Annotated in this window: 22 protein-coding genes; 13 read left to right on the forward strand and 9 right to left on the reverse strand. The window is 64.1% G+C overall.

Features of this window, described 5'->3' with window-relative positions; translation table 11 throughout:
- Window positions 1-1077, reverse strand: a complete 1077-nt coding sequence (locus AC1DSF_RS24705; RefSeq protein ID WP_478128248.1) for an ABC transporter ATP-binding protein — start codon at window positions 1075-1077, stop codon at window positions 1-3.
- Entirely contained in the window at window positions 1068-2726 is a 1659-nt protein-coding gene (glpD, locus tag AC1DSF_RS24710; protein WP_478128249.1) for a glycerol-3-phosphate dehydrogenase, read from the reverse strand. Before glpD ends, AC1DSF_RS24705 begins: the two co-directional genes overlap by 10 nt.
- A 98-nt stretch (window positions 2727-2824) precedes the next feature.
- Between glpD and AC1DSF_RS24715 the strand changes: the two genes are divergently transcribed.
- The 5 genes from AC1DSF_RS24715 (at window position 2825) to AC1DSF_RS24735 (ending at window position 6421) form a co-directional block, all read left to right on the forward strand.
- On the forward strand, window positions 2825-3595 hold the full coding sequence (locus AC1DSF_RS24715) for a DeoR/GlpR family DNA-binding transcription regulator (protein ID WP_478128250.1): 771 nt from the start codon (window positions 2825-2827) through the stop codon (window positions 3593-3595).
- 14 nt (window positions 3596-3609) lie between these two features.
- Window positions 3610-5106 carry a glycerol kinase GlpK gene (gene glpK / locus AC1DSF_RS24720; protein ID WP_478128251.1) on the forward strand — a complete coding sequence of 499 codons (1497 nt, stop codon included), beginning with the start codon at window positions 3610-3612 and terminating at the stop codon, window positions 5104-5106.
- Window positions 5107-5257: 151 nt separating this feature from the next.
- Complete coding sequence (locus AC1DSF_RS24725) at window positions 5258-5524, forward strand: hypothetical protein (RefSeq protein WP_478128252.1); 267 nt, start codon at window positions 5258-5260, stop codon at window positions 5522-5524.
- A gap of 115 nt (window positions 5525-5639) precedes the next feature.
- The gene (locus tag AC1DSF_RS24730; RefSeq protein WP_478128253.1) at window positions 5640-6071 is read left to right on the forward strand and encodes a hypothetical protein; all 432 of its coding nucleotides are present in this window, start codon (window positions 5640-5642) and stop codon (window positions 6069-6071) included.
- 170 nt (window positions 6072-6241) lie between these two features.
- Window positions 6242-6421 (forward strand): DUF3606 domain-containing protein, encoded by a 180-nt coding sequence (locus tag AC1DSF_RS24735; protein WP_478128254.1) that lies wholly within the window; start codon window positions 6242-6244, stop codon window positions 6419-6421.
- Between the two features lie 2 nt (window positions 6422-6423).
- On the opposite strand, the gene AC1DSF_RS24740 is transcribed toward AC1DSF_RS24735, so the two are convergent.
- Complete coding sequence (locus AC1DSF_RS24740; RefSeq protein WP_478128255.1) at window positions 6424-6786, reverse strand: response regulator; 363 nt, start codon at window positions 6784-6786, stop codon at window positions 6424-6426.
- Between the two features lie 139 nt (window positions 6787-6925).
- Between AC1DSF_RS24740 and AC1DSF_RS24745 the strand changes: the two genes are divergently transcribed.
- The 3 genes from AC1DSF_RS24745 (at window position 6926) to AC1DSF_RS24755 (ending at window position 10493) form a co-directional block, all read left to right on the forward strand.
- Window positions 6926-8620 (forward strand): mechanosensitive ion channel family protein, encoded by a 1695-nt coding sequence (locus AC1DSF_RS24745; RefSeq protein ID WP_478183618.1) that lies wholly within the window; start codon window positions 6926-6928, stop codon window positions 8618-8620.
- 86 nt (window positions 8621-8706) lie between these two features.
- Entirely contained in the window at window positions 8707-9657 is a 951-nt protein-coding gene (gene ku / locus AC1DSF_RS24750) for a non-homologous end joining protein Ku (protein ID WP_478128257.1), read from the forward strand.
- Complete coding sequence (locus tag AC1DSF_RS24755; RefSeq protein WP_478183619.1) at window positions 9654-10493, forward strand: tetratricopeptide repeat protein; 840 nt, start codon at window positions 9654-9656, stop codon at window positions 10491-10493. Before ku ends, AC1DSF_RS24755 begins: the two co-directional genes overlap by 4 nt.
- 18 nt (window positions 10494-10511) lie before the next feature.
- Here the strand turns inward: AC1DSF_RS24755 and AC1DSF_RS24760 are convergent, their stop codons facing one another.
- Window positions 10512-11111: an isochorismatase family protein gene (locus AC1DSF_RS24760; protein WP_478183620.1), complete on the reverse strand. Its 600-nt coding sequence runs from the start codon at window positions 11109-11111 to the stop codon at window positions 10512-10514.
- Between the two features lie 103 nt (window positions 11112-11214).
- Here AC1DSF_RS24760 and AC1DSF_RS24765 point away from each other — a divergent pair, with 103 nt between their 5' ends.
- Both AC1DSF_RS24765 and AC1DSF_RS24770 read left to right on the forward strand, forming a co-directional pair.
- Window positions 11215-12852 (forward strand): 4-hydroxyphenylacetate 3-hydroxylase family protein, encoded by a 1638-nt coding sequence (locus tag AC1DSF_RS24765; RefSeq protein WP_478183621.1) that lies wholly within the window; start codon window positions 11215-11217, stop codon window positions 12850-12852.
- Window positions 12849-13682 (forward strand): alpha/beta hydrolase, encoded by an 834-nt coding sequence (locus AC1DSF_RS24770; RefSeq protein WP_478128261.1) that lies wholly within the window; start codon window positions 12849-12851, stop codon window positions 13680-13682. The genes AC1DSF_RS24765 and AC1DSF_RS24770 overlap by 4 nt, the downstream gene beginning before the upstream one ends.
- A 22-nt stretch (window positions 13683-13704) precedes the next feature.
- On the opposite strand, the gene AC1DSF_RS24775 is transcribed toward AC1DSF_RS24770, so the two are convergent.
- Window positions 13705-14832 (reverse strand): PQQ-dependent sugar dehydrogenase, encoded by a 1128-nt coding sequence (locus tag AC1DSF_RS24775; protein WP_478183622.1) that lies wholly within the window; start codon window positions 14830-14832, stop codon window positions 13705-13707.
- A 225-nt stretch (window positions 14833-15057) separates the two neighbouring features.
- On the opposite strand from AC1DSF_RS24775, the gene AC1DSF_RS24780 reads away from it, so the two are divergent.
- On the forward strand, window positions 15058-15627 hold the full coding sequence (locus tag AC1DSF_RS24780) for a C40 family peptidase (RefSeq protein WP_478128325.1): 570 nt from the start codon (window positions 15058-15060) through the stop codon (window positions 15625-15627).
- A gap of 75 nt (window positions 15628-15702) precedes the next feature.
- Here AC1DSF_RS24780 and lpdA read toward each other — a convergent pair whose 3' ends face one another.
- From lpdA to aceE, 4 genes are read right to left on the reverse strand one after another with little or no spacing between them, the layout of a single operon-like run.
- On the reverse strand, window positions 15703-17547 hold the full coding sequence (lpdA, locus tag AC1DSF_RS24785; RefSeq protein WP_478128263.1) for a dihydrolipoyl dehydrogenase: 1845 nt from the start codon (window positions 17545-17547) through the stop codon (window positions 15703-15705).
- The gene (locus AC1DSF_RS24790) at window positions 17544-18134 is read right to left on the reverse strand and encodes an MFS transporter (RefSeq protein WP_478128264.1); all 591 of its coding nucleotides are present in this window, start codon (window positions 18132-18134) and stop codon (window positions 17544-17546) included. The genes lpdA and AC1DSF_RS24790 overlap by 4 nt, the downstream gene beginning before the upstream one ends.
- Before the next feature lie 34 nt (window positions 18135-18168).
- Window positions 18169-19845 carry a dihydrolipoyllysine-residue acetyltransferase gene (gene aceF / locus AC1DSF_RS24795; RefSeq protein WP_478183623.1) on the reverse strand — a complete coding sequence of 559 codons (1677 nt, stop codon included), beginning with the start codon at window positions 19843-19845 and terminating at the stop codon, window positions 18169-18171.
- A 46-nt stretch (window positions 19846-19891) separates the two neighbouring features.
- Entirely contained in the window at window positions 19892-22606 is a 2715-nt protein-coding gene (gene aceE / locus AC1DSF_RS24800; protein WP_478128266.1) for a pyruvate dehydrogenase (acetyl-transferring), homodimeric type, read from the reverse strand.
- 207 nt (window positions 22607-22813) lie between these two features.
- Between aceE and AC1DSF_RS24805 the strand changes: the two genes are divergently transcribed.
- The gene (locus AC1DSF_RS24805) at window positions 22814-25357 is read left to right on the forward strand and encodes a PAS domain-containing sensor histidine kinase (RefSeq protein ID WP_478128267.1); all 2544 of its coding nucleotides are present in this window, start codon (window positions 22814-22816) and stop codon (window positions 25355-25357) included.
- A complete protein-coding gene (locus tag AC1DSF_RS24810) occupies window positions 25354-25983 on the forward strand; it encodes a response regulator transcription factor (protein ID WP_478104179.1) in 630 nt (209 codons plus the stop codon). Before AC1DSF_RS24805 ends, AC1DSF_RS24810 begins: the two co-directional genes overlap by 4 nt.
- Window positions 25984-26043: the final 60 nt, after the last annotated feature.

Below are 26043 nucleotides of genomic sequence, written 5' to 3' on the forward strand. Positions count from 1 at the left end.
TCAGCCTCCCTTGTGGCGCCAGTCGGGCGCAACGGCGAGCCGCTCGCCGCTATCGAACACATAGGCCTGAGACGCGCTGAAGTACAGGGTCACGGCCGCGCCGAGATCGAACCGATGCACGCCGGTCAATTGCGCGACGAGTTCGCCCACCAGCGTCTCGACGTGGACGAAGGTGTCCGATCCGGAGATCTCGGCCAGCTCCACCTTGCCTTGCAAAGGGATGTCGCCATTGCCGCCACCGATGTTGAGCGCGCTGGCCCGCAGGCCGACGGTGACCGCCCCATCCACCCCCGCCGGCATTGACAGCGGCAGCAGGGGACCGCCTTCGATCTGCACGCCGCCAGTGACTGCAAGGCCCGTCATCAGGTTCATCGGCGGATCGCTGAACGCACGCGCGACACGCAGCGACTGCGGCGCATGGAAGACCTCGGCAGTCGGCCCGTACTGAAGCAGCTCTCCGGCGTCCATGACCGCCGTGTAGCCACCCAGCAGCAGTGCCTCGCCCGGCTCGGTGGTGGCATAGATCACTGTCGAATCGCCCGTCGCAAAGAGCTGCGTGAGTTCCTCGCGCAAGCCTTCGCGCAACTTGTAGTCGAGGTTCACCAGCGGCTCATCGAGCAGCATCAGCGGCGCGTTCTTGGCCAGAGCGCGAGCCAGGGCCACGCGCTGTTGCTGGCCGCCGGAAAGCTCTGCGGGATAGCGGTCGAGGAACATGCCGATGTGCAGCTTGTCCGCCAATTCCCGCACGCGCGCTTCGATGTTCGGCTCGCCGCGCAGCTTGAGTGGCGATCCGATGTTGTCAGCCACCTTCAGCGACGGGTAGTTGATGAACTGCTGATACACCATGGCCACGTTCCGCTGGCGAACCGGCACGCCGGTGACATCCGTGCCGTCGACCAAGACCTTGCCTTCGGTGGGCGCGTCGAGCCCCGCCATCAGCCGCATGAGGCTCGTCTTGCCGGCCTGCGTGGCGCCGAGCAGCACGGTCACCGCACCACTGCGCGGCGCGATGCTCTGCGGATAGAGCCAGGTCTGTGCGCCGACCTTCTTGGCGACGCGATCGAGCGTCAGCTGCATGGAACTCCCCCTCCTCCTGCGAGTGCCCGCGCCTGCATCCAAGCGTCGACTTGCTCGCGCTCCGTAGGCGTGAAATGCAGGCCGAGCTTCGAGCGGCGCCAGAGCACGTCCTCGCCGCTGCATGCCCACTCCTCGTTGCGCAGGTAATGCAACTCGCGCTCGTGCAGGCCGGGTGCCACGGCGGGGCCCATGTCGTTCATCGATTGCGCATCGCCGATCACCTCCGTGATGCGCGCACCATAGGCGCGTGCAAGCCGCCGCGCAAGGCCGGCCCCCATCCACGCATGCCTGGTTCGCACCGCGGATACGAAGCGTTCGAAATCGTCGTCGGGCCGCGAAGTGCGGCTCGTGGCGCCGATCCAGGCCGAGAGATCGCCGCCCGCCATGAATGCCCCGTCGGTCCATGGAGCGCGCGCATCGCCCAGCATGCGCCCCACTTCGTCGGCTGCGTCCTCTGCCAGTTTGCGAAAGGTGGTGATCTTGCCGCCCCAAACCGACAGCAAGGGCGCCGCCGTGGTGTTGGATTCGAGCATGTAGTCGCGCGTGACCGCCGACGGGTCGCCCGAAGCATCATCGAGCAGCGGACGCACGCCCGAGTACGTCCAGACCACATCGGACGGCAGGATGGCCTTCTCGAAATACCGGCTGGCCTGGCTGCACAGGTAATCGACCTCGTCGTCGCTGATGCGCGCCGCCCCCGGGTCGTCACCCTGCAATTCGATGTCGGTCGTGCCGATCAGCGTGAAATCGTCCTGGTAGGGAATCGCGAAGATGATCCGCTTGTCCGGGTTCTGGAAGATGTAGGCGTGGTCGTGGCCGAACACGCGCGGCACGACGATGTGGCTGCCCTTGACCAGCCTCAGATGCCGCGTTGCCAGCGCTTCGCCTTGCGCCGAACGGGCCACGCCACGCAAGAAAGCTTCCGCCCATGGACCGGCGGCGTTGACCACCGCGCGGGCGTGCACCGTTCGCTGTCCTTCGCGGCCTTCAAGCACGGCGGTCCAGCCCTCGCCGTCGCGCTGAGCGCTGATGCAACGGGTGCGCGTCAGCACCTCCGCGCCTCGCGCGCGGGCGTCCAGGGCGTTCAGCACCACGAGGCGCGCATCGTCGACCCAGCCGTCCGAATACACGAAGCCGCGCCTGAATTCGGGCTTGAGCGCCGCGCCGGCCTCGTGCCGCCGAAGGTCGACCGTGCGCGAACCCGGCAACACCTCGCGCTTTGCCAGGTGGTCGTACATGAACAGGCCGATGCGGATCATCCAGGCCGGCCGCATCGACGGGTCGTGCGGCATGACGAAGCGCAGCGGCCGCATGATGTGCGGCGCACTCTTGAGCAGCACTTCACGCTCTTGCAACGCCTTGCGGACCAGCGAGAACTCGTAGTACTCCAGGTAGCGCAACCCTCCGTGGATCAGCTTGGTGGACGACGACGAGGTGTGCGCAGCGAGATCGTCCTTTTCGCAGAGCACGACGCGCCAGCCGCGCCCCGCGAGATCGCGCGCAATGCCGCAACCATTGATCCCGCCGCCGACGATCAGGACGTCGCAGTCTGCGGTGAAAGCGGATGGGGGCGATGCTTCCGGGCTCAAGGGGGTCGATTCCGTTTCTGTGGGGGTTGTCTGAGGCGTTGGTTTTTCGGTTTTTTTCATTCTGGTTCCTTAAAGCGCGATTTTCTTCGGCGTTAACCCTTAATCTTGTTCGTTTATTTTCGTTCTAAAGTTGAGCGAAATCGCGTCTGCCGCCATCCGTGAACTCAAATCCCCGCCAACTCAAGCTCCTCAACACTGTCCGCTCGCGGGGTTCGGTCACCGTCGAAGAACTGGCCGAAATGCTCGGCGTCACCCTGCAGACGGTGCGCCGGGACGTCCAGCGCCTGGCGGACGAAAAACTGCTCACGCGCTTCCATGGGGGCGTGCGCGTGCCGAGCTCGACCACTGAAAACATCGGCTATCAGCAGCGCGAAACGCTCAACGCCGAGGGCAAGGCGCGCATCGCGCGAGCCGTGGCAGCGCGGGTGCCGAACGACTGCTCGCTGATCCTCAATATCGGCACGACGACTGAAGCCATCGCGAAGGCGCTGCTGCATCACACCGGCCTGCGGGTGATCACCAACAACCTCAACGTCGCGACCATCCTCAGCGACAACCCCCATTGCGAAGTGATCGTGGCGGGCGGCTCGGTGCGGCTGCGCGACCGCGCCATCGTCGGCGAGGCGACCGTCGACTTCATCCGCCAGTTCAAAGTGGACATCGCACTCATCGGCGTGTCGAGCATCGAGGCCGACGGCACGCTGCGCGACTTCGACTTGCGCGAAGTCAAGGTGGCGCAAACCATCATCGCGCAGGCACGCGAAGTCTGGCTCGCGGCCGATGCAAGCAAATTCAACCGGCCCGCGATGATCGAACTCGCCAAGCTGTCGCAGATCGATTGCCTCTTCACCGACGCGGAACCACCACCCCCCTTTCCCGAGCTGATCGAACACGCGCAAGTCCGCTGCGAGATCGCACGCGAACACTGAAGGAACCTTTTTTCATGACCTACCTGCTCGCCCTCGACCAAGGCACGTCGAGCTCACGCAGCATCGTTTTCGATGGCGCCGGCCGCATCGTCGCCATCGCTCAACGCGAACTCACGCAGATCTATCCGCAACCCGGCTGGGTCGAACACGATCCGCTGGAGATCTGGACCAGCCAACTCGCCACCGCACGCGACGTGCTCGCCAAGGCGAAGCTCAAGGCCAGCGACATTCACGCGGTCGGCATCACCAACCAGCGCGAAACCACGCTCGTGTGGAACCGCAAGACGGGCCAGCCGGTGCACCACGCCATCGTCTGGCAGGACCGGCGCGCAGAGCCGATGTGCGCCAGGCTGCGACAGGACGGCATGGCCGACGCCATCCGGGACAAGACCGGCCTCGTGATCGACGCCTACTTCTCCGGCACCAAGCTGCGCTGGCTGCTCGACAACGTCCCCGGCGTGCGCGCGCAGGCCGAGCGCGGCGAGTTGGCCTTCGGCACCATCGACAGTTGGCTCATCTGGCAATTGACGGGCGGAAAGGTGCATGTCACCGACGTCAGCAATGCGTCGCGCACGATGCTCTTCAACGTTCACACCAATCAGTGGGACGCCGATCTGCTGAAGGCGCTTGACATTCCGGCACCGCTGATGCCCGAGGTCAAGCCGTCGAGCGCGCATTTCGCCGACACGGACGCCGGCCTGTTCGATTGCAGCCTGCCGATCGGCGGCGTGGCGGGCGACCAGCAGAGCGCGCTATTCGGCCAGGCCTGCTTCGAAGCCGGCACGGCAAAGAACACCTATGGCACCGGCTGCTTCCTGCTCATGCACACCGGCAACGCCTTCCAGCCTTCGCACAACGGGCTGCTCGTGACGAGCGCCGCGCAGACCAGCGGGCAGCCGCAATACGCAATGGAAGGCAGCGTGTTCGTCGGCGGTGCCGTCGTACAGTGGCTGCGCGACGGGCTCAAGGCCATCCCGGGCAGTGCGCATGTGCAAGCGCTGGCCGAGAGCGTGCCTGACGCCGGCGGCGTGATGATGGTGCCCGCCTTTACGGGGCTTGGCGCGCCTTATTGGGACGCCGAGGCGCGCGGCATCATCACCGGCCTGACGCGCGGAACCACCGTGGCACACATCGCGCGCGCTGCGCTCGAGAGCATTGCCTACCAGAGTGCTGCGCTGCTGCAGGCGATGAGCCGCGATGCCCTTGCGGCAGGAGGCACTCCCGTGGCCGAACTGCGCGTGGATGGCGGTGCTTCGGTGAACGACCTGCTCATGCAATTCCAGGCCGACCTGCTGGGCATCCCGGTGGTGCGGCCAGAAGTGACGGAGACCACGGCGCTGGGCGCGGCCTACCTGGCGGGGCTGTCTACCGGGGTGTACGGCAATGTGGGCGAACTGTCGAAACTCTGGCGTGTGGAGCGGCGCTTTATCCCAACGATGAGCCGAGCCAAGGCGGATGAAGCAATGGCCGGATGGGAGACGGCCGTGCGAAGGGCAACGCTGGCCGCGTAGGCTCCTGGCTCCTGAGCTCCGATACTGCTGACGTAGGACCCGGCCTACCCTTGAAGCAGCCACTGGCTGCTGCAACTTCCGCTCTCCAGAACCTATCTGAATGGGTGGCCCCAGCCCTCAATATCAGTGTGCGATGACGGAGACAGGACTCATGCGAGAAGCGATTTATTGTTTCGATACCGCCTGTGTGCGGTTTGCCATTTATCCCGACGGCGTCCGGGTGGTGGCCGCGATCAGCGAGGATCCGCTGCGCGATCTTTTCGGCGCGAGTGAAGGCGGCGAAAGCCTCGTTCGGGCCTATCTGGACAACGCGGATCTGATCAACGCCATAGCGATCGAGCGTCACCACCAGGGCGGCGGCCGGCCTGTGGTGCTCGAAACCGCGGACTTCGAAATGTCCGCCCACGAAACCTGCTGAAGCGCGCCCACGCGCAAAGTACATGCACAGCACACGCGCACGGCAGCGCGTGCCCGCTGTACGTTGCTCTTTCGTCCTACGTCCACGCAGCGCCGCCAGCACTGAGATGCCCGTCATGGGCACACTGGTTCAAGAAGCGCTTCGATTGCTGCAAGCGGCTGCCTGTGCGCGGGCTCTGCTCACCTGCGCCGGGTTGTCGCCCCAGAATGCCTTGCTCAACGGCCCGCCGCGCTTCGAGCTGGAGTGCCGTCTCGAAAGCCTCGATCAGCAGCTGACGACACTCCTCCTGGGGATGACCCGCGAGCAGCGCGAGCGGCTTCGGCTGGAGCGCGCCCTCTTCCTCCGACTGCTGCAGGAAAGCGCGGGCTTTCGGCTGCAATTCTGGAGCGACCGCGACGCGCTGGACGAGATGCCCCCTTCGCACCTGTTCGAGTGGGTTGCGCACGACGATGAACGCATGGAACTCGCACAGATCGAGAACGCGATGACTCCGAATGAAAAAGTGCGCTATGCGTCTGCAATGGTCGAGCAGTCGCCATTTCGATGAAATCCATGAGGCGGAAGAAGATGATGGGGACGGCGTCGGTCGTTGTCCTGCACGCGGAGCATGCGTCGTCCTTCGGGTCCGTCGGGCATCAGGGCCCGACACTCTGCCCAGATTCGAACTCAATCATTTCACCCATCAACCATCCATCCAATATCGCAAGGAGCTCATCCATGTCCGACGTCATCGAATTGGGCAACAGCCTGGACCATTCCGAAATCGACGTGACTGAACCGCACAACGTGAGCTATTGGATGGATCGCCTCGGCGTCACCGAAGAGGAACTGCGCAAGGCCATTGCCGACGTCGGCGTTTCAGCAGACCAGGTCGCCGTGCACCTCGGCAGGATGTGAGTTCAGCTGCGTTGCGCGAGCGCGAGCGCGAGGATGCGATCCAACGCGTCGAAGTCGATCGGCTTCTGCAAGTGGTGATCGAAGAGCCCTGCCGGAGCGCCGGCTTCCTCTGACGCAAAACCCGAGATCGCCACGATCATCGGCGGCGCGCCGCGCGCGCTGGCGCGCAGTTGCCTCGCGACTTCGGTGCCTGGAAAATCAGGCAGCTTGAGGTCGACCAAGGCGGCGTCGAATGATTCGCTGGCGGCGGCGTCGAGCGCCTGTCGACCGGTATAGGTGCAACGTGCCGTGTGGTCCTGCAGCGCGAGGATCTCCTTGAGCAGGTCGGCTGCGGCTTCGTTGTCGTCGACGATCAGAACATTCACATCAGTCTTCCCGGGTGCGGGGCCCCAGTATCGGACCGGGCGCTCGATGGGAATGTAGGACGCAGTCTCAGCTGTTTACGCCGCGGACCTTGCACCTTCGGGCAGTTGACAACCCGGATGCGGCACCGGACAGTGCCGCATGACGCGTTCCCAGCTCATCCTTTTCGGCGGCTTACTGTTCGCAAAATCCGGCGCAGCGCACCAAAACCACCGCAATGTTGCGTCGACCATCACGTGCCGCCGGGCATGGAACGCGCGCTGGATTACGTGCGCGGCGACGCTGCTGGCGCTGATCCTCACGGTGTGGGCCGGGGCCGTCGGGGCCCAAGAGGCGCCTCCGGCGGGAGCGCCGCTGACTGTTTCAAACCGGGAGGTTTTCGTCTTCCGCTCGCCGATGTTCGGCCTCACGGCACAGCAGCGGTCGGCGCGCGCGGCGGAGCGCATCGGCCAGTTGCCCTTCTCGCGGCTGCGATCGATGCCCCAGGCCAACGGCTTCACGCACGAAGGGATGGAGGGCTACGCGATTATGGTGGACGGCGGCACCGTCTTCACCGTGTTCGAAAGCGATCGGGAGCCAGGGGATCCGCCGCTGGACCAGGTCGCAGCGAGCGCCGCTCGACGCCTGCATGATGCACTGGAGGTCCGCGCAGACCAGATGAACGGCCGCCAGTTCGCCGCATCGGCCGGCTGGACGGCGCTGGCAACGCTGATCCTCGCGGCGTTCGTCTTCGTGCTGCAACGCACCGCCCTGCGGGTCAGCGACCGCACCGGGCCGCTCCGAGCGCGCTTCGAGAATCGCAAGCTGCTCGACTGGCGCCGCATGGTCGCGCTGGGGCTGATCGGTGCGGTTCACTGGATCAAGATCGCCATCATCCTGGTCGCCGTCTATCTGTGGCTGGCCTACGTGCTGACGCGCTTCCCCTACACGCAGCCGTGGGGAGAGACGCTCGGCAGTTCGGTGATCGGATTGGCGACCAAGCTCGTGACCGGCATCATTCATTCGTTACCGGACCTCGCGACCGTCGCCGCCATCTTCGTGCTGGCCCACCTGGCCATTCGCGGCCTGCATGCGATTTTCGAGGCCGCACGCAGCAGCGGCGTCTCGGTCGCGGCACTGCAGCCTGACACCATTGGCGCAACGCGGCGACTGACGGCCGCGCTCGTGTGGGTCTTCGCGCTCGTGATGGCCTATCCGTTCATCCCAGGGTCGCACTCGGACGCCTTCAAGGGCCTCAGCGTATTCTTCGGCGTGCTAGTCACGCTGGGGTCGTCGGGCACTGTCTCTCAGGTCATGGCGGGCTTCGTGCTCATCTATGCGCGAGCGTTGCGAGTCGGCGACTTCGTGAAGATCGGCGAATCGGAAGGCTACGTGATCGAGATGGGTGTGCTGTCGACCAAGCTGCGCAACCACGTGGATCAGGTCGTCACCCTGCCCAACACGGTCGTGGTCGCGGCGAGCATCCTGAACCAGAGCGACACCTCCAAGGCGCGCGGTATTTCGGTCACGACATCGGTGACCATCGGCTATGACTCTCCCTGGCGCCAAGTGCACGCGATGCTCGCGCTTGCGGCTGGCAGGACGGCCGAGCTTTTGTCGGAGCCGCCGCCGGTCGTCCGCCAGTTGCAGTTGCAGGATTTCTATGTCGAGTACGAGCTCAACGTCTTCATCCGGGACGGCGCCCCCAAATACGATGTGGTCAACGAGCTGAACGGACACATCCAGGACGTCTTCAATGAATACGGCGTGCAGATCATGTCGCCGCACTTCGTGTTGCAGCCGGCCGCGCCCGTCGTGGTGCCCAAGGAGGCGCTGCACGCCCCGCCTGCGGCCTGATCCTGATTCCCCGGGGGTTTTCGAGAAACGCGGAAAGTGGCATCCTCACATCGGGAGGTGCGTCGAACTTCCTCTGGAGATTTCGCATGGCTGCTCGTTCCCTCGCGTCGCTATCGCTCAGCTTCGGTCTGGTGTCGATTCCGGTGAAGCTGTATTCCGCCACGGAGAGTTCCAGTGCGGTGAGATTCAACCTCCTGACCAAGGACGGTTCGCGGGTCAAGCAGCAATACGTGTCCGAGAAGGACCCTTCGGTCGTGGTGCCGCGCTCCGAGATGGTCAAGGGTTACGAATTCGAGAAGGACCGCTACGTGCTCTTCTCACCCGACGAGCTCAAGGCAGTCGAAGAGAGCGCGACCCACACCATCGACATCGTCGCCTTCATTCCCGAGAAGGCCGTCGACCCCATCTACTACGACAAGGCCTATTTCATCGCACCCGACAAGCGCGGCGGCAAGCCCTACACACTGCTGCGCGCAGCGATGCGCAAGAGCGGCCGGTGCGCCCTGGCGAAATGGGCCTGGAAAGGCAAGCAGTACGTCGTGCAGATTCGCGCGGCCGAAGACGGGCTGGTGCTGCAGCAGCTTCTTTACGCCGACGAAGTGCGGTCAATGAAGGACCTGCAGATCGAGGAGATCAAGCCCTCTGACGCGGAGGTGCAATTGGCGCTCCAGCTCATCGACCAGATCTCGCAGGACAGCTACGACCCGACGCAGTTTGTCGACGAGGAAAAGCAGCGGATCCTGTCGGCTATTGACGCCAAGATCGAAGGCAGGCAGGTGGTGACTGCCGAGCACCACGAAGAGGCGGCTTCGGGCGGTCAGATCATCGACCTGACGGAGATGCTGCGCGCCAGCCTCGCCAAATCGGGCTCGGGGGCCGGTGCAGGGGCAGCCCCGGCGAAGCGCCAGGCACGCGCGCCCGCTGCCGCCGAAGTCGTCACGCCGCTTGCCACCAACGAGCGCAAGGGCGTCAAGCGGGCGTCCAAGACTGCTGCCGCTGCCGACGCCGTCCCTGCCAAAGCCCGCGCCAGGAAGTGACCGTCGATCATCCGGAGACTCCACACACCTTGCGCAGCATCCAGGAGATGCTGGGCCTCTCCCGGAGCGCCATCGCGGGGCTGATCGCCAACGGGTTCGTGCGCCCGGCTCGCGGGCCGCGCAACGCCTATCGTTTTTCCTTCCGCGACGTCGTGTTGCTCAGGACCGCGCACGACCTGCAGGCGGCGGACATTCCGACGCGCAAGATCCTGCGGGCGCTGCAGCGGCTGAAGGCGACGCTGCCTGAAGAACTGCCGTTGTCAGGCTTGCGGATCACGGCCGTGGGAAGTTCGATCGCCGTGCGCGACCGCGAAAGCCAGTGGGAAGCGGAGACCGGCCAGTTGCTCATGGACTTCGACATCGCCGCAACCCGAGGTGCGGTGGCCTTTGTCGACCGGCGGCGAAGCGAGGGACCGTCCGCGGATGCGGTGTCGGCAGAGGCTTTGTTCTCAGCCGGTGAAGAACTCGAACTGACGGACTTGAAGGCGGCGGAGGCTGCGTATCGCCAGGCGTTGGCCCTCGAGCCCGACCATGCGGACGCCTATCTGAATCTCGGCGCGATCCTTTGCGAATCCGGCCGCGCGGCCGAAGCCGCCGCGCTCTACGACGAAGCCTTGCGACGCATTCACGACGTGCCGCTGCTGCACTTCAATCGGGCGGTCGCGCTGGAAGACATGGGGCGCCTCGCGGAAGCGGTCGATGCCTACGAGCAATGCCTGCGGCTGGACCCCAGCATCGCCGACGCGCACTTCAACGCCGCGCGTCTGCACGACCATCTCGGCCATCGGCGTGATGCGATCCGCCATTTCAGCGCCTATCGGCGGCTGCAGAGATAGCGGTGCCTCAGGGTTCCCCTAGCGGATCAGCGCCTGGAGGTCCTTGAAGCGCGGATGTTCCGCAGTGCGCAGCCATTCGAAGCCGACCATCTCCGTCGTGACGAGTTCGGCGCCCGCACCGGCGAGGCGGTCGAAGGCGGCGTCGCGATTGCGCTCGGTGCGCGAACTGCAAGCGTCGGTCACGACCCAGACGTCGAATTCGTCTTCCAGCAGATCGAGCGCCGTCTGGAGCAGGCACACATGCGCTTCGCAGCCGGCGATCACGATCGTGTTGCGTTCTTCGGGGACAGCCTGCTTCTGCAGGTGCTTGGGAAGGCTTCGCGCATTGCCTTGCGGCGCCTTGGCGGGCGCCCGCAGCCACTCGACGAGCCCTTCTTCGGCGCCGCTGAAATGCATCTTGGCGAGCGTGCGCTGGCACAGGGCGCGGATGTCCGGCAGGTTTTCGCCGAGTTTGGAAGGGTTCTGTTCGGTGCCCCAGACGGGCACGTCCACCAGTTGGGCGAGCTTGCCGAGGCGGACTGCATTCTTCGCGACGGCGTCCGCTTCGAGGATCGCGGGCATCAGGCGCGCCTGGTAGTCGACCAGGACCAGTTGGGATTGCGATGCGTCGAGCAACATGGAAAGCGTCTTTAAAAAAATAGCGGGGCTAGAACGTACCACCGAAAAGATCGGGTTGATGCTAAAAACACCGGCGCGCAAGCACCCAGACAAGGATGAGACGATGAACGCTCCGCTTTCGGCCGTCGCGCTGATGTCCGGCCAGGACTATCGCGAATCTCTCCGCCGCTACCGCCCCACTGTCTTCGTCGATGGTCGCCGGGTCGAGAGCGTGGCGGATGAGCAGGCTTTCCAGCCAGGCATCAATGCGATTGCACTGACTTACGACTACGCGCTCAAGGAACAATACGCGCCGCTCATGACCGCGGTGCAGCACACCAGCGGCAAGCGGGTCAACCGGCTCTCACACATCGACACCAGTTCGGGCGACCTGCTCAACAAGCTGGAGGCCGTCAGGCTCGTGTGCCAGGAAACCGGATGCGCGCAGCGCTACCTGACGCACGATGCGCTCAACGCCATTGCGCAGGTATCGGCTCGCATCGACGACGCGCGCGGCACGACCGAGCACATGGCGCGATTCACCGAATATCTCCATCGCATCCAGGATCAGGACCTGACGCTCGGCGTGGCGATGACCGACGCCAAAGGCGACCGCAGCAAGCGCCCCCACGAACAGGCCAATGCCGATAGCTACGTGCACGTGGTCGAGCGCAACGCCGTTCGCGACGGCGTGCGCGGCATCGTCATCTCCGGCACGAAGGCGATCGTCACTGGCGCGCCTTATGTGCATGAGTTGCTCGTCATGCCGTGCCGCAACATGGGCAAGGAAGACGCCGACTTCGCGGTCTGCTGCGCCGTGCCGCTCGACGCGCCCGGCCTCACCATCGTCGCGCGGCCCGCAGGCAGGCCCGGCGAGAAGCTCGAGCACGGCGATGCCCTCTTCAGCCGCAAGTACGGGCAAAGCACCGGCGTCTGCATGTTCGACCGCGTGTTCGTCCCATGGGACAGCGTCTTCTTCGCCGGCGAGTGGGAGCACAGCAGCCACCTCACCTACAGCTATGCCACGCACCATCGCCACAGTTGCATCGGCGCGCGCGCAGGCTTCGGCGATCTGCTGATCGGCGCGGGCGCGCTGATGTGCGAGGCGAATGGCTTCGATCCCGGCCGCGAGACGCACTTGCGCGAGCAGATGGTGGAACTCATCACCATCACCGAAAGCTTCTTCGCCTGCGGCGTCGCTGCGAGCGTGTATGGCAAGGCCGACGCGCATTGCGAGGTCTTCATGCCGGACCCGGTCTTCAGCAACATCGGCAAGCTGCTGCTGGCAACCAAGATCTACGACATGCACCGCATTGCGCACTATGTGAGCGGCGGGCTGATCGTCGCCCTGCCCGGCCCCGACGAGGATCACAACCCCGAAACCGCCGCGCGGCTGTCCGAAGTGCTGCGTGCAAATCCTGACATTCCGTACGAACAGCGCATCGAAACCGCCCGTTTCATCGAAGACCTGACCGCCGGCTACCAGAGTGGCTGGTACAGCACCATCAGCCTGCACGGCGGCGGCTCCCCGGCGGCGATGAAGCAGGAGATCTACCGCAACTATCCGGTCGGATCGAAGGTGGAACTGGTCGAACGCATCCTGGAGCGCGGCGTTGCGGCGGACGGCTTGGCCGCGGCGGCGCCGCACGATCCGCAGCGCGCCATTACGCGCAATCGCCAGCCTGGTCGATGCTGCGACACCGGGTGCACGACACCCGGGCAACCGGTGATGGTGGACCTGCCCGCTCCCCGCCCCGAATGACGCGCCCCCGGCCCCTTGCCTTTTTGCGCTGGATCATCACCAGTTGCATCGCGCTGGCGCTCGCCGGATGCGGTTTGTTCTGGCAATCGCCCGAAGCGCCGGTGAAGACCGTGCTCGACAAGAGTTCATGCACGCCCGATGCCCGCACACTTCTGGTGATGCTGCCGGGCGCTTTTTCCACGCCCGACGAGTTCGTGCGCGAAGGCTTTGTCGCGGCAGTCCAGGAGCGCAAGCTCGCGGTCGACATCATGCGTGTAGACGCCAATGTCGCCTACTACCGATACGACATGAGCATCCTCGATCACCTGCGAGACGATGTGTTTTCGCCTGCCCGCGCGCAAGGCTACACGTCCATCTGGGTGGTCGGCATTTCTGTCGGAGGCTTCGGCGGCCTGGCTTACGCGGCCGCGCATCCAGGTGACATCACGGGCATCGTCGCGCTCGCGCCGTATCTGGGTGAGCGCACCACCAGCATCGACATCGCGAATGCAGGCGGCCTCTCGCGATGGCAGCCGCCGACGGAGATGCTTCCGGGCGACAAGGGTGAGCAGCGGCTTTGGCGCTGGCTGCAGCGCTACGGCGGCAGTCGCAAGAACATGGAGCCATCCGCGACGTCCGCGACATCCGGGCTATCCGGCACAACAGAGTTGCCGAAGCTCTACCTGGGCTTCGGCGTCGACGACCGCTTTGCCTTCAGCGACCGATTGTTGGCGGCCATGCTCCCCGACGACCATGTCTTCCTGACGCCGGGCGGGCACGATTGGCCCGAATGGCGGCGCCTCTGGCACGACATCCTGCCGAAGCTCGACTTACCCGTCTGTCTTCCGTGAGTCCGGCTCCGCGCACGTCGATTCAGTTCGGCAGCAGCCGCATCAGCTTGCCATTCGACTCGTCAGTGAGGATGTAGAGCCATCCGTCGGGCCCCTGCTTCACGTCGCGTATGCGCGCGCGGCCTTCTTCGAGCAGCTTGTGCTCGGCGGCCACCTTGCCGTTCTTGAGTTCGATCCGGTCGAGGTAGCCGAACTTGAGCGACCCCACGAATAGATTGCCCTTCCATTCGGGACCATAGCGATCGCTCGTCAGAAAGGCCATGCCCGACGGCGCAATCGACGGAACCCAGTAATGGAGCGGCTGCTCCATGCCTTCCTTGTGCGTGATGCCCTCGCCAATCTTGCCGCCCCCGTAGTTCTCGCCGTAGGTGATGACCGGCCACCCATAGTTGCGCCCCGGCAGCGGGATGTTGATCTCGTCGCCGCCTTGCGGGCCGTGCTCGTGCATCCATAGCGTGCCGTCCGGCGCTAGCGTCGCGCCCTGGCCATTGCGATGCCCGTAGCTCCAGATTTCAGGCAAGGCGCCCGGCTTGCCGACAAAAGGGTTGTCCTTTGGCACCGAGCCGTCCTTGCCGATGCGGACGATCTTGCCCAGGTGGTTGTCGAGCTTTTGCGCCTCTTCCTTGCGGCTGAAGCGCTCCCCCAGCGTGAGAAAGAGATTGCCGTCCTTCGCCTCGACGATGCGGCAGCCGAAGTGGTTGCGGCTTGCCACCTTCGGCCGCTGGCTGAAGATGATCTTCAGGTTGTCCAGCCGGCTGCCATCCGCGGACAGTTCGGCGCGCGCGAGCGCGGTGCTGTTCGCGCTTCCGGCACCCTCAGGCTCCGAAAAGCAGAAATAGACCGTGCGGTTCCCGTCGAAGCCCGAGTCCGCCAGAACGTCGAGCAACCCGCCCTGGCCGCCGGTCGCGATCGGCGGAAGACCTGCAACCGGGACGCCGAGCTTGCCGTCCGCGCCGACGACGCGAAGCCGCCCCGGCCGCTCCGTGACAAGAAAGCGCCCGCCCGGCAGAAACGTGACGCCCCAAGGGTTCTCGAGACCGGAAGCAATAACCTCCGACCGGGGCGCTGCGGCGGCCAGGCCGCCAGCAATGAATGTAAAAAAAATCGCGTAACAGACGCGTGCGCAAATCCTTGTCAATGGGGAATTCATGGCACTCCTTCGAAGACGTGATCTCTGCAAACGTTTGGCCATTCAGCCTGCATTTGAAAACCTTTCGCATTACATTTGTTAAAGCCCTTATTCAAAATAATCGAAACCTTTACATTTTCTGATGTGAGAGGAAGAAGAAAATCGTTAAACGACAAGGAGTTACAGGCACAATCCCGAACCTGCCTGAAATTGACACTGCGGTGTGTCGTCCATATCCTACGCGCCATGCGATTTATCCTCCTCACCGCCAGCCTCTTGATTGCCTTCGCCGCTCATGCCGCGCCGCAACTTGAACGGGTTGACGAAAATTCGGATCCGCAGCTCTTCGACAAAACAGTCGATAAGACATTTCTCGGCCAATTCCATCAGGTCCGCCAGACCGTTGTCGATCGCACTTCCGACCTCGTGGTGACGGCCATCGGATTCCTGGGCGTTCCCTACCGGCGAGGCGGCAACACGGCCGAAACCGGTTTTGACTGCAGCGGCTTCGTCCGCGCGATGTACACCCAGACCGTGGGCCATCTGCTTCCCCGCCGTGCCGAAGAGCAAGCTGCCGCCACCCAGAAAATCGACCGTAGCGAACTGAAGCCGGGCGATCTCGTGTTCTTCAAGACCATGCGCCGCGCCTTCAGCCACGTCGGCATCTATGTCGGCGAAGGCAAGTTCATCCATTCCCCAAAGCCTGGCGCCCAGGTTCGCGTGGAAGACATGAGCGGAAGTTATTGGCAACGCCGCTTCAGCGGCGCCCGTCGCGTTCTCGCAGCCCAGGACGACACCAAGACCTCCGGCGACTGATCACCACCGGCCGGTCGCCACCCGACCGCCAAAAAAATCCCGCTGCTCGCGGGATTTTTTTATGGCCGTCGTGCGCTAGCGTTTCACCGGCGGCAAATCCGTGCAACTGCCGTGCGCAGCCTCCGCCGCAAGCCCGATGCTTTCGCCCAGCGTCGGGTGCGGGTGGATCGTCTTGCCGATGTCGATCGCGTCCGCGCCCATTTCGATGGCCAGCGCAATCTCCCCGATCATGTCGCCAGCGTGGGTTCCGACGATGCCGCCGCCGACGATGCGATGCGATTCCGCTTCAAAGAGCAGCTTCGTGAAGCCCTCGTCGCGCCCRTTGGCGATGGCGCGGCCCGAGGCCGTCCACGGGAACAACCCCTTCTGGATCTTCACGCCTTCCGCCTTCGCCTGGTCCTCTGTCAACCCGACCCACGCCACTTCCGGATCGGTGTAGGCCACGCTCGGGATCACGCGCGCGTTGAACGCAGCGCTGGAAAGCTCGTGATCGCCCTTTTGCTCGCCCGCGATGACCTCGGCGGCAACATGCGCCTCATGCACCGCCTTGTGCTCCAGCATCGGCTGGCCGACGATGTCGCCGACCGCGAAGATGTGCGGTACGTTGGTACGCATCTGCACATCGACCGGGATGAAGCCGCGATCGCTCACAGCGACGCCCGCCTTTTCGGCGCCGATCTTCTTGCCGTTGGGGCTTCGGCCCACGGCCTGAAGCACCAGGTCATAGAGCTGCGGTTCCTTGGGCGCCTGCTCGCCTTCGAAAGTGACCCGGATTCCCTCCTTCGTTGCCTCGGCGCCCACGGTCTTCGTCTTCAGCATGATGTTGTCGAAGCGCGGGGCATTCAGCTTTTGCCAGACCTTGACCAGGTCGCGGTCCGCACCTTGCATCAAGCCATCGAGCATCTCGACGACGTCGAGCCGGGCGCCCAAGGTGGAATACACCGAGCCCATTTCGAGGCCGATGATGCCGCCGCCGAGAATGAGCATCCGCTTGGGTTCGACGCCGAGTTCGAGCGCGCCGGTCGAATCGACGACGCGCGGATCTTTCGGCATAAAGGGCAAATGCACCGCCTGCGAACCCGCGGCGATGACGCAGTGGCGGAACTTGACCGTCTGCGACTTGCCCGTTGCGTCCTTGCCGTCGCCGGTGGTTTCCTGCACCTTGACGTGGTACGGGTCGACGAATTCGCCGATGCCGCGCACTGTCGTCACCTTGCGCATCTTCGCCATCGCGGCGAGACCGCCGGTGAGCCTGCCGACCACCTTGTTCTTGCGGCCGAGCAGCTTGCTCCGGTCAATCTTGGGATCGCCGTAGCTCACGCCCAGGTCGGCGAAATGCTTGACCTCGTCGATCACCGCGGCGACGTGGAGCAGCGCCTTCGATGGAATGCAGCCCACGTTGAGGCAAACGCCGCCCAGCGTCGCGTAGCGCTCCACCAGCACGACTTTGAGCCCGAGGTCCGCGGCGCGGAATGCGGCGGAGTAGCCGCCGGGACCGGCGCCGAGAACGAGCAGGTCGCATTCGACGTCCACTGAGCCCGAGTAGGTCGACGCCACTGCAGGCGCCTTCGCCGGCGCGGTGGGGCCGGGGGCGGGCTGTTGGGGTGCGGATGCTGCGGCTGGTGTGGCGGATGCCCCGGGCGCGGGCGCGGGCGCAGGCGCCGGAGCGGCAGCTGCGCCATCGGCAGCGTCCATCGTCAGCACCACCGACCCTTCGCTGACCTTGTCTCCCACCTTCACGGCCAGCGCCTTGACCACGCCGGCGTGCGACGAAGGAATCTCCATCGAGGCCTTGTCCGATTCGACGGTGATCAGCGACTGCTCGGCCTTGATCGTGTCGCCCGGCTTCACCAGGACTTCGATCACGGCGACTTCCGCGAAATCGCCGATGTCCGGCACTTTGACTTGTACTTCGCTCATTTGGACACCTTCAGTTTGAGTGTGAGAACGTCGACCGGTCCGGCCGAGTTGCGGTCGAATTCACAGGCCGCAGCCACGCCGGCCTCGGCAACATCGCGCGCGGAACGCGCCTTGTCATAGGCGGCGTGCATCGCGCCCAATGCGAAGCTGCGGCCGGAGCCGATGCTCCAGAACTGCTTGAACTCGAAGACTTCGCGGTAGCTGTAGATGCCGTAGATGCCGCTTGCATTGGCCAGCAGCATGGTGAACTGGCTCGATTCGTAGGGCTCATGCTCGTCTTCCTTCGTCTGCAGGAAGAACGCGTCCTTCAGCACCGGATGCAAAAGCGTGAAGGTGCGAAAGATCTCGTCCTTGCTGCCAAACCGAAGCGCCTCCACCGGCTGCGCCGCCAATGCGTGCTGCAGCACCAGGAAATGCGCTGCGGCGCCGGCCAGCGCAAAGATACTCTGGCCGCCGGCATCGTTGACCATGAACAGCTTGCGGTTCTCTTCGGCGCGGTACGACAGGCGCGTATCGCCGAAGGTCACGAGCGCATCGGCAGCCATCACGACCTGACCGCCCTTGCGGACGGCCACGACCGTGGTCATAGAGGCTCACGCCGCGCCGCCCCGACGAAGCCGCTCATAGCAGCACCCGGCGGAAGTCGGCAAGCACCTGGCCCAGGTAGGCGTTGAACCGGGCAGCCAGGGCGCCATCGATCACGCGATGGTCGTAAGACAGCGACAGCGGCAAGGTCAGGCGCGGCACGAACTGCTTGCCGTCCCAAACCGGCTTCATCGAACTCTTGGAAAGACCGAGGATTGCCACTTCAGGCGCATTGATGATCGGCGTGAAGTTCGTCCCGCCGATGCCGCCGAGCGAGCTGATGGAGAAACACCCGCCTTGCATGTCGGCGGAGCCCAGCTTGCCGTCGCGCGCCTTCTTGGCAAGCTCGCCCATTTCCTGGCTGATCTGGAGAACGCCCTTCTTGTCCGCGTCCTTGAGCACCGGCACCACGAGCCCGTTCGGCGTGTCTGCCGCGAAGCCGATGTGGAAGTACTGCTTGTAGACGAGCTGGTCGCCATCCAGACTGGTGTTGAATTCGGGAAACTTCTTGAGCGCCGAGACCACGGCCTTGATCACGAAAGCGAGCATCGTCACCTTGACGCCCGACTTCTCGTTTTCCTTGTTGGTGGAAACGCGGAAGGCTTCGAGTTCGGTAATGTCGGCTTCGTCGTTGTTGGTGACGTGCGGAATCATCACCCAGTTGCGATGCAGGTTGGCACCGCTGATCTTCTTGATGCGCGACAGATCCTTGCGCTCGACCGTGCCGAACTTCGTGAAGTCGACCTTCGGCCAGGGCAGCAGGCCCAGTGCTTCGCCACCGCCCGCTGCGGGCGCCTTCGCGCCTGCGGCCTTGGTGCTGGCGGCGCCGCTCATCACGGCCTTGGTGAAGTTCTGGACGTCTTCCTGCGTGATGCGCCCTTTGGGGCCACTGCCTTTGACCTCTTCGAGCGGCACGCCGAGTTCGCGCGCGAACTTGCGCACCGAAGGAGAAGCGTGCGGAAGCTTGCCACTGGGCGCGACCGTCGGATCGTGAGCGGCAGGGGCGGCCGTTGGAGCCGTCGCCGGGACGCTGGCGGACGAAGGCGCAGCAGCGGCCTGGGCCTGAGCGGGAGCCGGCGACGGTGCCGCAGCAGCGGATGCAGGTGCGGCTCCGCCAGCTGCGGAGCCCTCGATCACTGCGATCAGGTCGCCGATATTGACCTTGTCGCCGACCTTGACCTTGAGTTCCTTGAGGACGCCGGCCGCCGACGACGGAATCTCCATCGATGCCTTGTCGGACTCGACGGTGATGAGCGACTGCTCTTCCTTGATGGTGTCACCGGGCTTTGCCAGCACTTCGATCACCGCGACATCCTTGAAATCGCCGATGTCGGGAACCTTGACTTCGATGGGGCCTGAAGCGCCGGCCGCTGCCGGTGATGGTGATGGTGATGGTGATGGTGCAGCCGGCGCCGCAGCAGTGGACGCTGCAGCCGCAGGCGCCGCGGCGGGAGCGGGTGCATCGCCTGCCGCGCCAGTGCTTTCAAGCACCAGCACGACCGACCCTTCCTTGACCTTGCTGCCGACTTCGACCTTGAGTTCCTTCACGACGCCGGCCTGGCTCGACGGAATTTCCATTGATGCCTTGTCCGACTCCACGGTGATCAGCGATTGCTCGGCTTTCACCGTGTCGCCGGCCTTCACCAGCACCTCGATCACTGCGACTTCATCGAAATCGCCGATGTCCGGCACCTTGACTTCCACTGTAGCCATATAAGTGTCTCCCGCCCTGGGGCGCAGTAGGTTGTTCGTTGATGTTTTATGCGTAGAGCGGGTTGATCTTGTCGGCGTTGATTCCGTACTTCTTGATCGCGTCTGCCACCTTCTGAGCTGGAACGGCACCATCTTCGGCCAGCGCCTTCAGCGCCGCAACCGCGATGAAGTGGCGATTCACCTCGAAGTGCTCGCGGAGCTTGGCGCGGAAGTCGCTGCGGCCGAAGCCGTCGGTGCCGAGCACCTTGTAGTTGCGGCCCTTCGGAATGAAGGGACGGATCTGCTCGGCATACGCCTTCATGTAGTCGGTGGACGCGACCACCGGTCCGGTGCTCGCAGAAAGCTGCTGCTCGACGAACGGAACGCGTGCCTTCTCTGTCGGATGCAGCAGGTTCCAGCGCTCCACTTCCTGGCCATCGCGCGTGAGTTCGTTGAAGCTCGGGCAACTCCAGACGGAGGCGCTCACGCCCCAGTCCTTTTCCAGCAGTTCTTGCGCGGCGATGCTTTCGCGCAGGATGGTGCCGCTGCCCAGCAGTTGCACCGTCGGCGACTTGGCCTTGAGCGACGGCCCCTGCTTGCACAGGTACATGCCCTTGATGATCTGCTCTTCGGTGCCGGGCTGAAGGCCGGGCATCGGGTAGTTCTCGTTCAGCAGCGTGATGTAGTAGTAGACGTTGTCCTGCTTCTCGACCATGCGCTTGAGGCCGTGATGCAGGATCACGCCGACCTCGTGCCCGAAGGTCGGGTCGTAGCTCACGCAGTTCGGGATGGTGTTTGCCAGGATGTGGCTGTGGCCGTCCTCGTGCTGCAGGCCTTCGCCGTTCAGCGTGGTGCGTCCGGACGTTCCGCCCAGCAGGAATCCGCGAGCCTGCATGTCGCCAGCCGCCCAGGCCAGGTCGCCGATCCGCTGGAAGCCGAACATCGAGTAATACACATAGAACGGCACCATGATGCGGTTGTTCGTGCTGTATGACGTGGCCGCTGCGATCCAGCTCGACATGCCGCCCGCTTCGTTGATGCCTTCCTGCAGGATCTGGCCGGCCTTGTCTTCGCGGTAGTACATGACCTGGTCCTTGTCGACCGGCGTGTACTGCTGCCCCGCGGGGTTGTAGATGCCGATCTGGCGGAACAGGCCTTCCATGCCGAAGGTACGGGCCTCGTCGACCAGGATCGGCACCACGCGCGGACCGAGCGCCTGGTCGCGCAGCAGTTGCGTCAGGAAGCGAACGTAGGCTTGCGTCGTCGAGATCTCGCGGCCTTCGGCGGTCGGTTCGAGCACGGCCTTGAAGGTTTCGAGCGCCGGCACCGTGAAGCTCTCGTCAGCCTTGACCCGGCGATGCGGCAGGTAGCCGCCGAGCGCCTTGCGGCGTTCGTGCAGGTACTTCATTTCGGGCGTGTCGTCGGCGGGCTTGTAGAACGGGAGATCGGCGATCTGGCTGTCCGGGATCGGGATGTTGAAGCGGTCGCGGAAGGCCTTGATGTCTTCATCGCCGAGCTTCTTCGTCTGGTGGACGGTATTCTTGCCCTCGCCGATCTTGCCCATGCCGAAGCCCTTGACGGTCTTGATCAACAGCACCGTCGGCTGGCCCTTGTGCTGGACCGCGGCATGGAAAGCCGCATAGACCTTCTGCGAATCGTGGCCACCGCGGCGCAGGTTCCAGATCTCGTCGTCGCTCATCTTGGAGACCATCTCCAGCGTGCGGGGATCGCGGCCGAAGAAGTGCTTGCGCACGTAGGCGCCGTCGTTGGCCTTGAACGACTGGTAATCGCCGTCGTTCGTTTCCATCATGATCTTGCGCAGGGCGCCGTCCTTGTCCCGCGCCAGCAGCGGATCCCAGCTGCTGCCCCAGATCAGCTTGATCACGTTCCAGCCAGAACCGCGGAATTCGCCTTCAAGTTCCTGGATGATCTTGCCGTTTCCGCGCACCGGACCGTCCAGGCGCTGCAGGTTGCAGTTGATGACGAAGACCAGGTTGTCGAGATTCTCTCGTGCAGCGAGGCTGATCGCGCCGAGGGATTCGACCTCGTCCATTTCGCCGTCGCCGCAGAACACCCAGACCTTGCGGTTTTCGGTATTGGCGATGCCGCGCGCGTGCAGGTATTTGAGGAAGCGGGCCTGGTAGATGGCCATCAAGGGGCCGAGACCCATCGACACCGTGGGGAACTGCCAGAACTCGGGCATCAGCTTCGGGTGCGGGTAGCTCGACAGGCCCTTGCCGTCGACTTCCTGGCGGAAATTGAGGAGTTGCTCTTCCGTCAGACGGCCTTCGAGGTAGGCGCGAGCGTAGATGCCTGGCGAAACGTGGCCCTGGATGTAGAGGCAGTCACCGCCATGGTTTTCGCTCTCGGCGTGCCAGAAGTGATTGAAGCCGGCGCCGAACATCGATGCGAGCGAAGCAAAAGAGCCAATGTGACCGCCCAAGTCCCCGCCCTCGGGTGGGTGGTGGCGATTGGCCTTGACCACCATCGCCATTGCGTTCCAGCGCATGTACGAACGCAACCGCTCTTCGATTTCGAGATTGCCGGGAGAGCGCTCTTCCTGATCAGGCTCGATCGTGTTGACGTAGGCAGTGTTGGCCGAAAACGGTTTGTCGATGCTGCTTTGGCGGGCATGCTCAAGCAATTGTTCGAGCAGGAAATGAGCGCGTTCAGGGCCCTCGCTCTCGATGACCGCCGAAAGAGCGTCCATCCATTCACGCGTTTCCTGCGCATCCGGATCGTTCGCGGCCGAGCCGAACAGGTTCTCGGGATTTGCCGACATGCTTGTCTCCTTTTTAAGGCGGGTTGTGGCTGTAATTTAGTGCCGTAACGGCAGCGCGCGGAAGTTTCTCACAGAATTCTCGCGATTTCAAATCGTGCGTAGTCGTTTCTTGATATGAAATTTTCAGCGATTTCCGCTCGTTCTTTGCTCTCTTTGGCGCCAGGAAAGCGATGCACTGCTTTCGAAGCCTTCACCTAAACTCGATGGATGCCCTTTTCCTCCCCGATCGAGGTCGCGCGAAGCGCCGTGCACGCGTCGCCGCTGTCCTGGTGGCGCCGCTGGTGGCGCCGCCAGACGCCGATGCTGCAGGACGCGGTCGCCATGCTGGCGCCGCTCGCCGCGGTGCTGCTCTTCCTCGCGGCGATCGTTTCCGCCTTCTGGTATTTGCGGGCGGAGGAAATGGAGCGCGTCCAGGAATCGGTCAAGCGCGACGTCGAATACGCGCAGCAGCGGGTGCGCCTGCGCCTGCTGGAGCGGCAAGAGCAACTCATGCGCCTCGCGCGCGACGCATCGAACCGTGAGATAGACGCTACGGAATTCACCAGCCGCGCGGAATCACTCGTCAGTCAGTTCCCCGAATTGCAGGCGGTGACATGGATCGACGACCGCCGGCGCGTCAAAGCCAGCTATGCGGCGCCCAGCGTCCATCCGGCGCAGCAGCGCGCAGTCGGTGAAGTGCTCAGGCCGGGCGACACTGAAAGCAACTACGCGCTGGCGCGGGAGCTTCGACAGCCGGTCTTCTCGCTGCCCTTGGCCGGCAGCGATCCTCCGCCAATGCTGCAGCTTCACATCCCCCTCTTCGACCAAGGCTTGTTCGCCGGCATGCTGCTCGGCGAGTTCTCCATCGACGGCTTGCTGCGCTACGGCATGCCGGCCGAAGTCTCGGCGCGCTACGCGGTGTCTTTGCTCGATGCAAAGGGCGGGCTCATCGCGGGCAACACCGTCGCGAGTCCGCACGGCGCCCGCAATCGGCTCCTGCCCTGGACGGTGCGGACCAACGAGTACGAAGTGCCGGTTTCGCCAGTTGGCAATGCGCTGGTGCTTCGCGCCCAGGCCTATCGCACCTCGCAGGGGGTGGTCGGCAATGGCTTGTTCTGGCTGGTGGGCGCACTCAGCGTGCTGACAAGCTGGATGCTGATCGGCACCTGGCGCCATACGCGCCGCCGGCTGCAGGCACAGCAGGCGCTGGTCGCCGAGACCAATTTCCGCCGGGCGATGGAAAACTCGATGCTGACCGGCATGCGCGTGCTCGACCTCGAGGGCCGCATCACCTACGTCAATGCCGCCTTCTGCGCCATGACCGGCTGGAGCGAAAACGAACTCGTCGGCCAGACGCCGCCCTTCCCCTATTGGCTTGAGTCCGATCGGGAAGTCATGAACGAGCGGCTCGAAGAAGAGTTGCATGGCCGCGCCCTGCCGGGGGGTTTCCAGGTGCGCGTCAAGCGCAAGAACGGCAGCGTCTTCAATGCCCGCCTGTATGTCTCGCCGCTGATCGACGCCCGCGGGCACCAGACGGGCTGGATGACTTCGATGACCGACATCACGGAGCCGACGCGCATCCGCGAGCAGTTGTCCGCTTCTTACGAGCGCTTCACGACCGTGCTCGAAGCGCTTGACGCGTCGGTGTCCGTGGCGCCGCTGGGCAGCGAGGAACTCGTGTTCGCGAACAAGCTGTACCGCCTCTGGTTCGGCTCCAACACCGTCGGGCACCTGGGCATGGTCGCGCAGGCTGGTGTTCCGGCTTCGCATACGCGGGATGAAGAACTCGATGACGTCGACGCTTTCGCCGGTCTGCCGATCGACCAGCTGACCACGGCCCAGCCAGCCAACAACGAGATTTTCGTTCCCGAGCTTGGCAAGTGGCTGGAAGTGCGGTCTCGCTATTTGACTTGGGTCGACGGGCGCTTGGCCCAGCTCGTCATCGCCACCGACATCACCCCGCGGCGCGACGCCGAGGACCTGTCGGCCGCCCAAGCCGACCGTGCGCAGGCCGCCAGCCGCTTGATCACCATGGGCGAGATGGCGTCCAGCGTGGCGCACGAGCTGAACCAGCCGCTGACCGCGATCACCAACTATTGCAACGGAATGATGTCCCGCATCAGGGGGCAGCAGATCGATTCGGACGCATTGCTGGCCGCGCTCGACAAGACTTCGAAGCAGGCGCAACGTGCCGGTCAGATCATCCAGCGCATCCGCTCGTTCGTGAAGCGCAGCGAGCCGAACCGCACGCCGGCCGAGGTCGCGACGATGGTGAGCGAAGCTGTCGAACTGGCAGGCATCGAACTGCGACGCCGGAACGTGCGACTCAACCACTATGTCGCGGCGCGCCTGCCGGTACTGCGCGTGGATCCGATCCTGATCGAACAGGTGATGGTCAACCTGCTGAAGAACGCAGCCGAGTCGATCGACCTGGCCAATCGCCCGCTGGCACGGCGCAGCGTCGAATTGCGCGTGCTCCCGAAAATCATCGATGGCCAGAACGCCGTCGAGTTCTCGGTGCAGGACACGGGCATGGGCCTCGCGCCTGAAGTGATGGACCGGCTGTACGAAGCTTTCTTCTCCACCAAGCCCGAAGGCATGGGCATCGGCCTGAATCTTTGCCGGACGATCGTCGAGTCCCACCGCGGCCGGATGCAGGCAGAGAACATCTACAATGGTTCGGATGTCGTCGGATGCCGTTTCTCCTTCTGGATACCGGTGTTAGACGCTATCGATTCAATAGCAAGCAACGAGGCGAAAGTACCTGCATGAGTTTGATTCCCAAGAAGGGCACGGTCTATGTCGTCGATGACGACGAGGCGGTTCGTGATTCGTTGCAATGGCTGCTCGAAGGCAAGGACTACCGGGTCCGCTGCTTCGACTCCGCCGAGTCCTTCCTCTCCCGATATGACCCCCGCGAAGTCGCCTGCCTGATCGTCGACATCCGCATGGGCGGCATGTCCGGCATGGAGCTTCAGGACCGTCTGATCGAGCGCCGGTCGCCGCTGCCGATCGTTGTCATCACCGGCCATGGCGACGTGCCAATGGCAGTCGACAGCATGAAGAAGGGCGCCATGGATTTCATCCAGAAGCCCTTCAACGACGAAGCGCTCGTGGCGCTGGTCGAACGCATGCTCGAACACGCGCGCGGTGCGTTTGCGCAGCATCAGCAATCCGCCAGCCGCGACGCGCTGTTGTCCAAGCTCACCGGCCGCGAGGCCCAGGTGCTCGAGCGCATCGTTGCCGGACGCCTCAACAAGCAGATCGCCGACGACCTGGGCATCAGCATCAAGACGGTCGAGGCACACCGCGCCAACATCATGGAAAAGCTCAACGCAAACACAGTGGCCGATCTACTGAAGATCGCCCTGGGACAGGCGGCTCCGGCGAAAGCCTAATTGCTGGCCTGCACTGCAGCCCATCTTGCATCCACGCCTGCGCAAGCGGGCGTTTTTACT

Source organism: Variovorax sp. 01N429, assembly GCF_056399425.1.

Excerpts from the sequence above, each read along its gene's own strand:
- AC1DSF_RS24705 (WP_478128248.1), bottom strand. The coding sequence starts at position 1,077 with ATGCAGCTGACGCTCGATCGCGTCGCCAAGAAGGTCGGCGCACAGACC.
- glpD (WP_478128249.1), bottom strand. The coding sequence starts at position 2,726 with ATGAAAAAAACCGAAAAACCAACGCCTCAGACAACCCCCACAGAAACG.
- glpK (WP_478128251.1), top strand. The coding sequence starts at position 3,610 with ATGACCTACCTGCTCGCCCTCGACCAAGGCACGTCGAGCTCACGCAGC.
- AC1DSF_RS24725 (WP_478128252.1), top strand. The coding sequence starts at position 5,258 with ATGCGAGAAGCGATTTATTGTTTCGATACCGCCTGTGTGCGGTTTGCC.
- AC1DSF_RS24730 (WP_478128253.1), top strand. The coding sequence starts at position 5,640 with ATGGGCACACTGGTTCAAGAAGCGCTTCGATTGCTGCAAGCGGCTGCC.
- AC1DSF_RS24735 (WP_478128254.1), top strand. The coding sequence starts at position 6,242 with ATGTCCGACGTCATCGAATTGGGCAACAGCCTGGACCATTCCGAAATC.
- AC1DSF_RS24745 (WP_478183618.1), top strand. The coding sequence starts at position 6,926 with ATGACGCGTTCCCAGCTCATCCTTTTCGGCGGCTTACTGTTCGCAAAA.
- ku (WP_478128257.1), top strand. The coding sequence starts at position 8,707 with ATGGCTGCTCGTTCCCTCGCGTCGCTATCGCTCAGCTTCGGTCTGGTG.
- AC1DSF_RS24760 (WP_478183620.1), bottom strand. The coding sequence starts at position 11,111 with ATGTTGCTCGACGCATCGCAATCCCAACTGGTCCTGGTCGACTACCAG.
- AC1DSF_RS24765 (WP_478183621.1), top strand. The coding sequence starts at position 11,215 with ATGAACGCTCCGCTTTCGGCCGTCGCGCTGATGTCCGGCCAGGACTAT.
- AC1DSF_RS24770 (WP_478128261.1), top strand. The coding sequence starts at position 12,849 with ATGACGCGCCCCCGGCCCCTTGCCTTTTTGCGCTGGATCATCACCAGT.
- AC1DSF_RS24775 (WP_478183622.1), bottom strand. The coding sequence starts at position 14,832 with ATGAATTCCCCATTGACAAGGATTTGCGCACGCGTCTGTTACGCGATT.
- AC1DSF_RS24780 (WP_478128325.1), top strand. The coding sequence starts at position 15,058 with ATGCGATTTATCCTCCTCACCGCCAGCCTCTTGATTGCCTTCGCCGCT.
- AC1DSF_RS24790 (WP_478128264.1), bottom strand. The coding sequence starts at position 18,134 with ATGACCACGGTCGTGGCCGTCCGCAAGGGCGGTCAGGTCGTGATGGCT.
- aceF (WP_478183623.1), bottom strand. The coding sequence starts at position 19,845 with ATGGCTACAGTGGAAGTCAAGGTGCCGGACATCGGCGATTTCGATGAA.
- aceE (WP_478128266.1), bottom strand. The coding sequence starts at position 22,606 with ATGTCGGCAAATCCCGAGAACCTGTTCGGCTCGGCCGCGAACGATCCG.
- AC1DSF_RS24805 (WP_478128267.1), top strand. The coding sequence starts at position 22,814 with ATGCCCTTTTCCTCCCCGATCGAGGTCGCGCGAAGCGCCGTGCACGCG.
- AC1DSF_RS24810 (WP_478104179.1), top strand. The coding sequence starts at position 25,354 with ATGAGTTTGATTCCCAAGAAGGGCACGGTCTATGTCGTCGATGACGAC.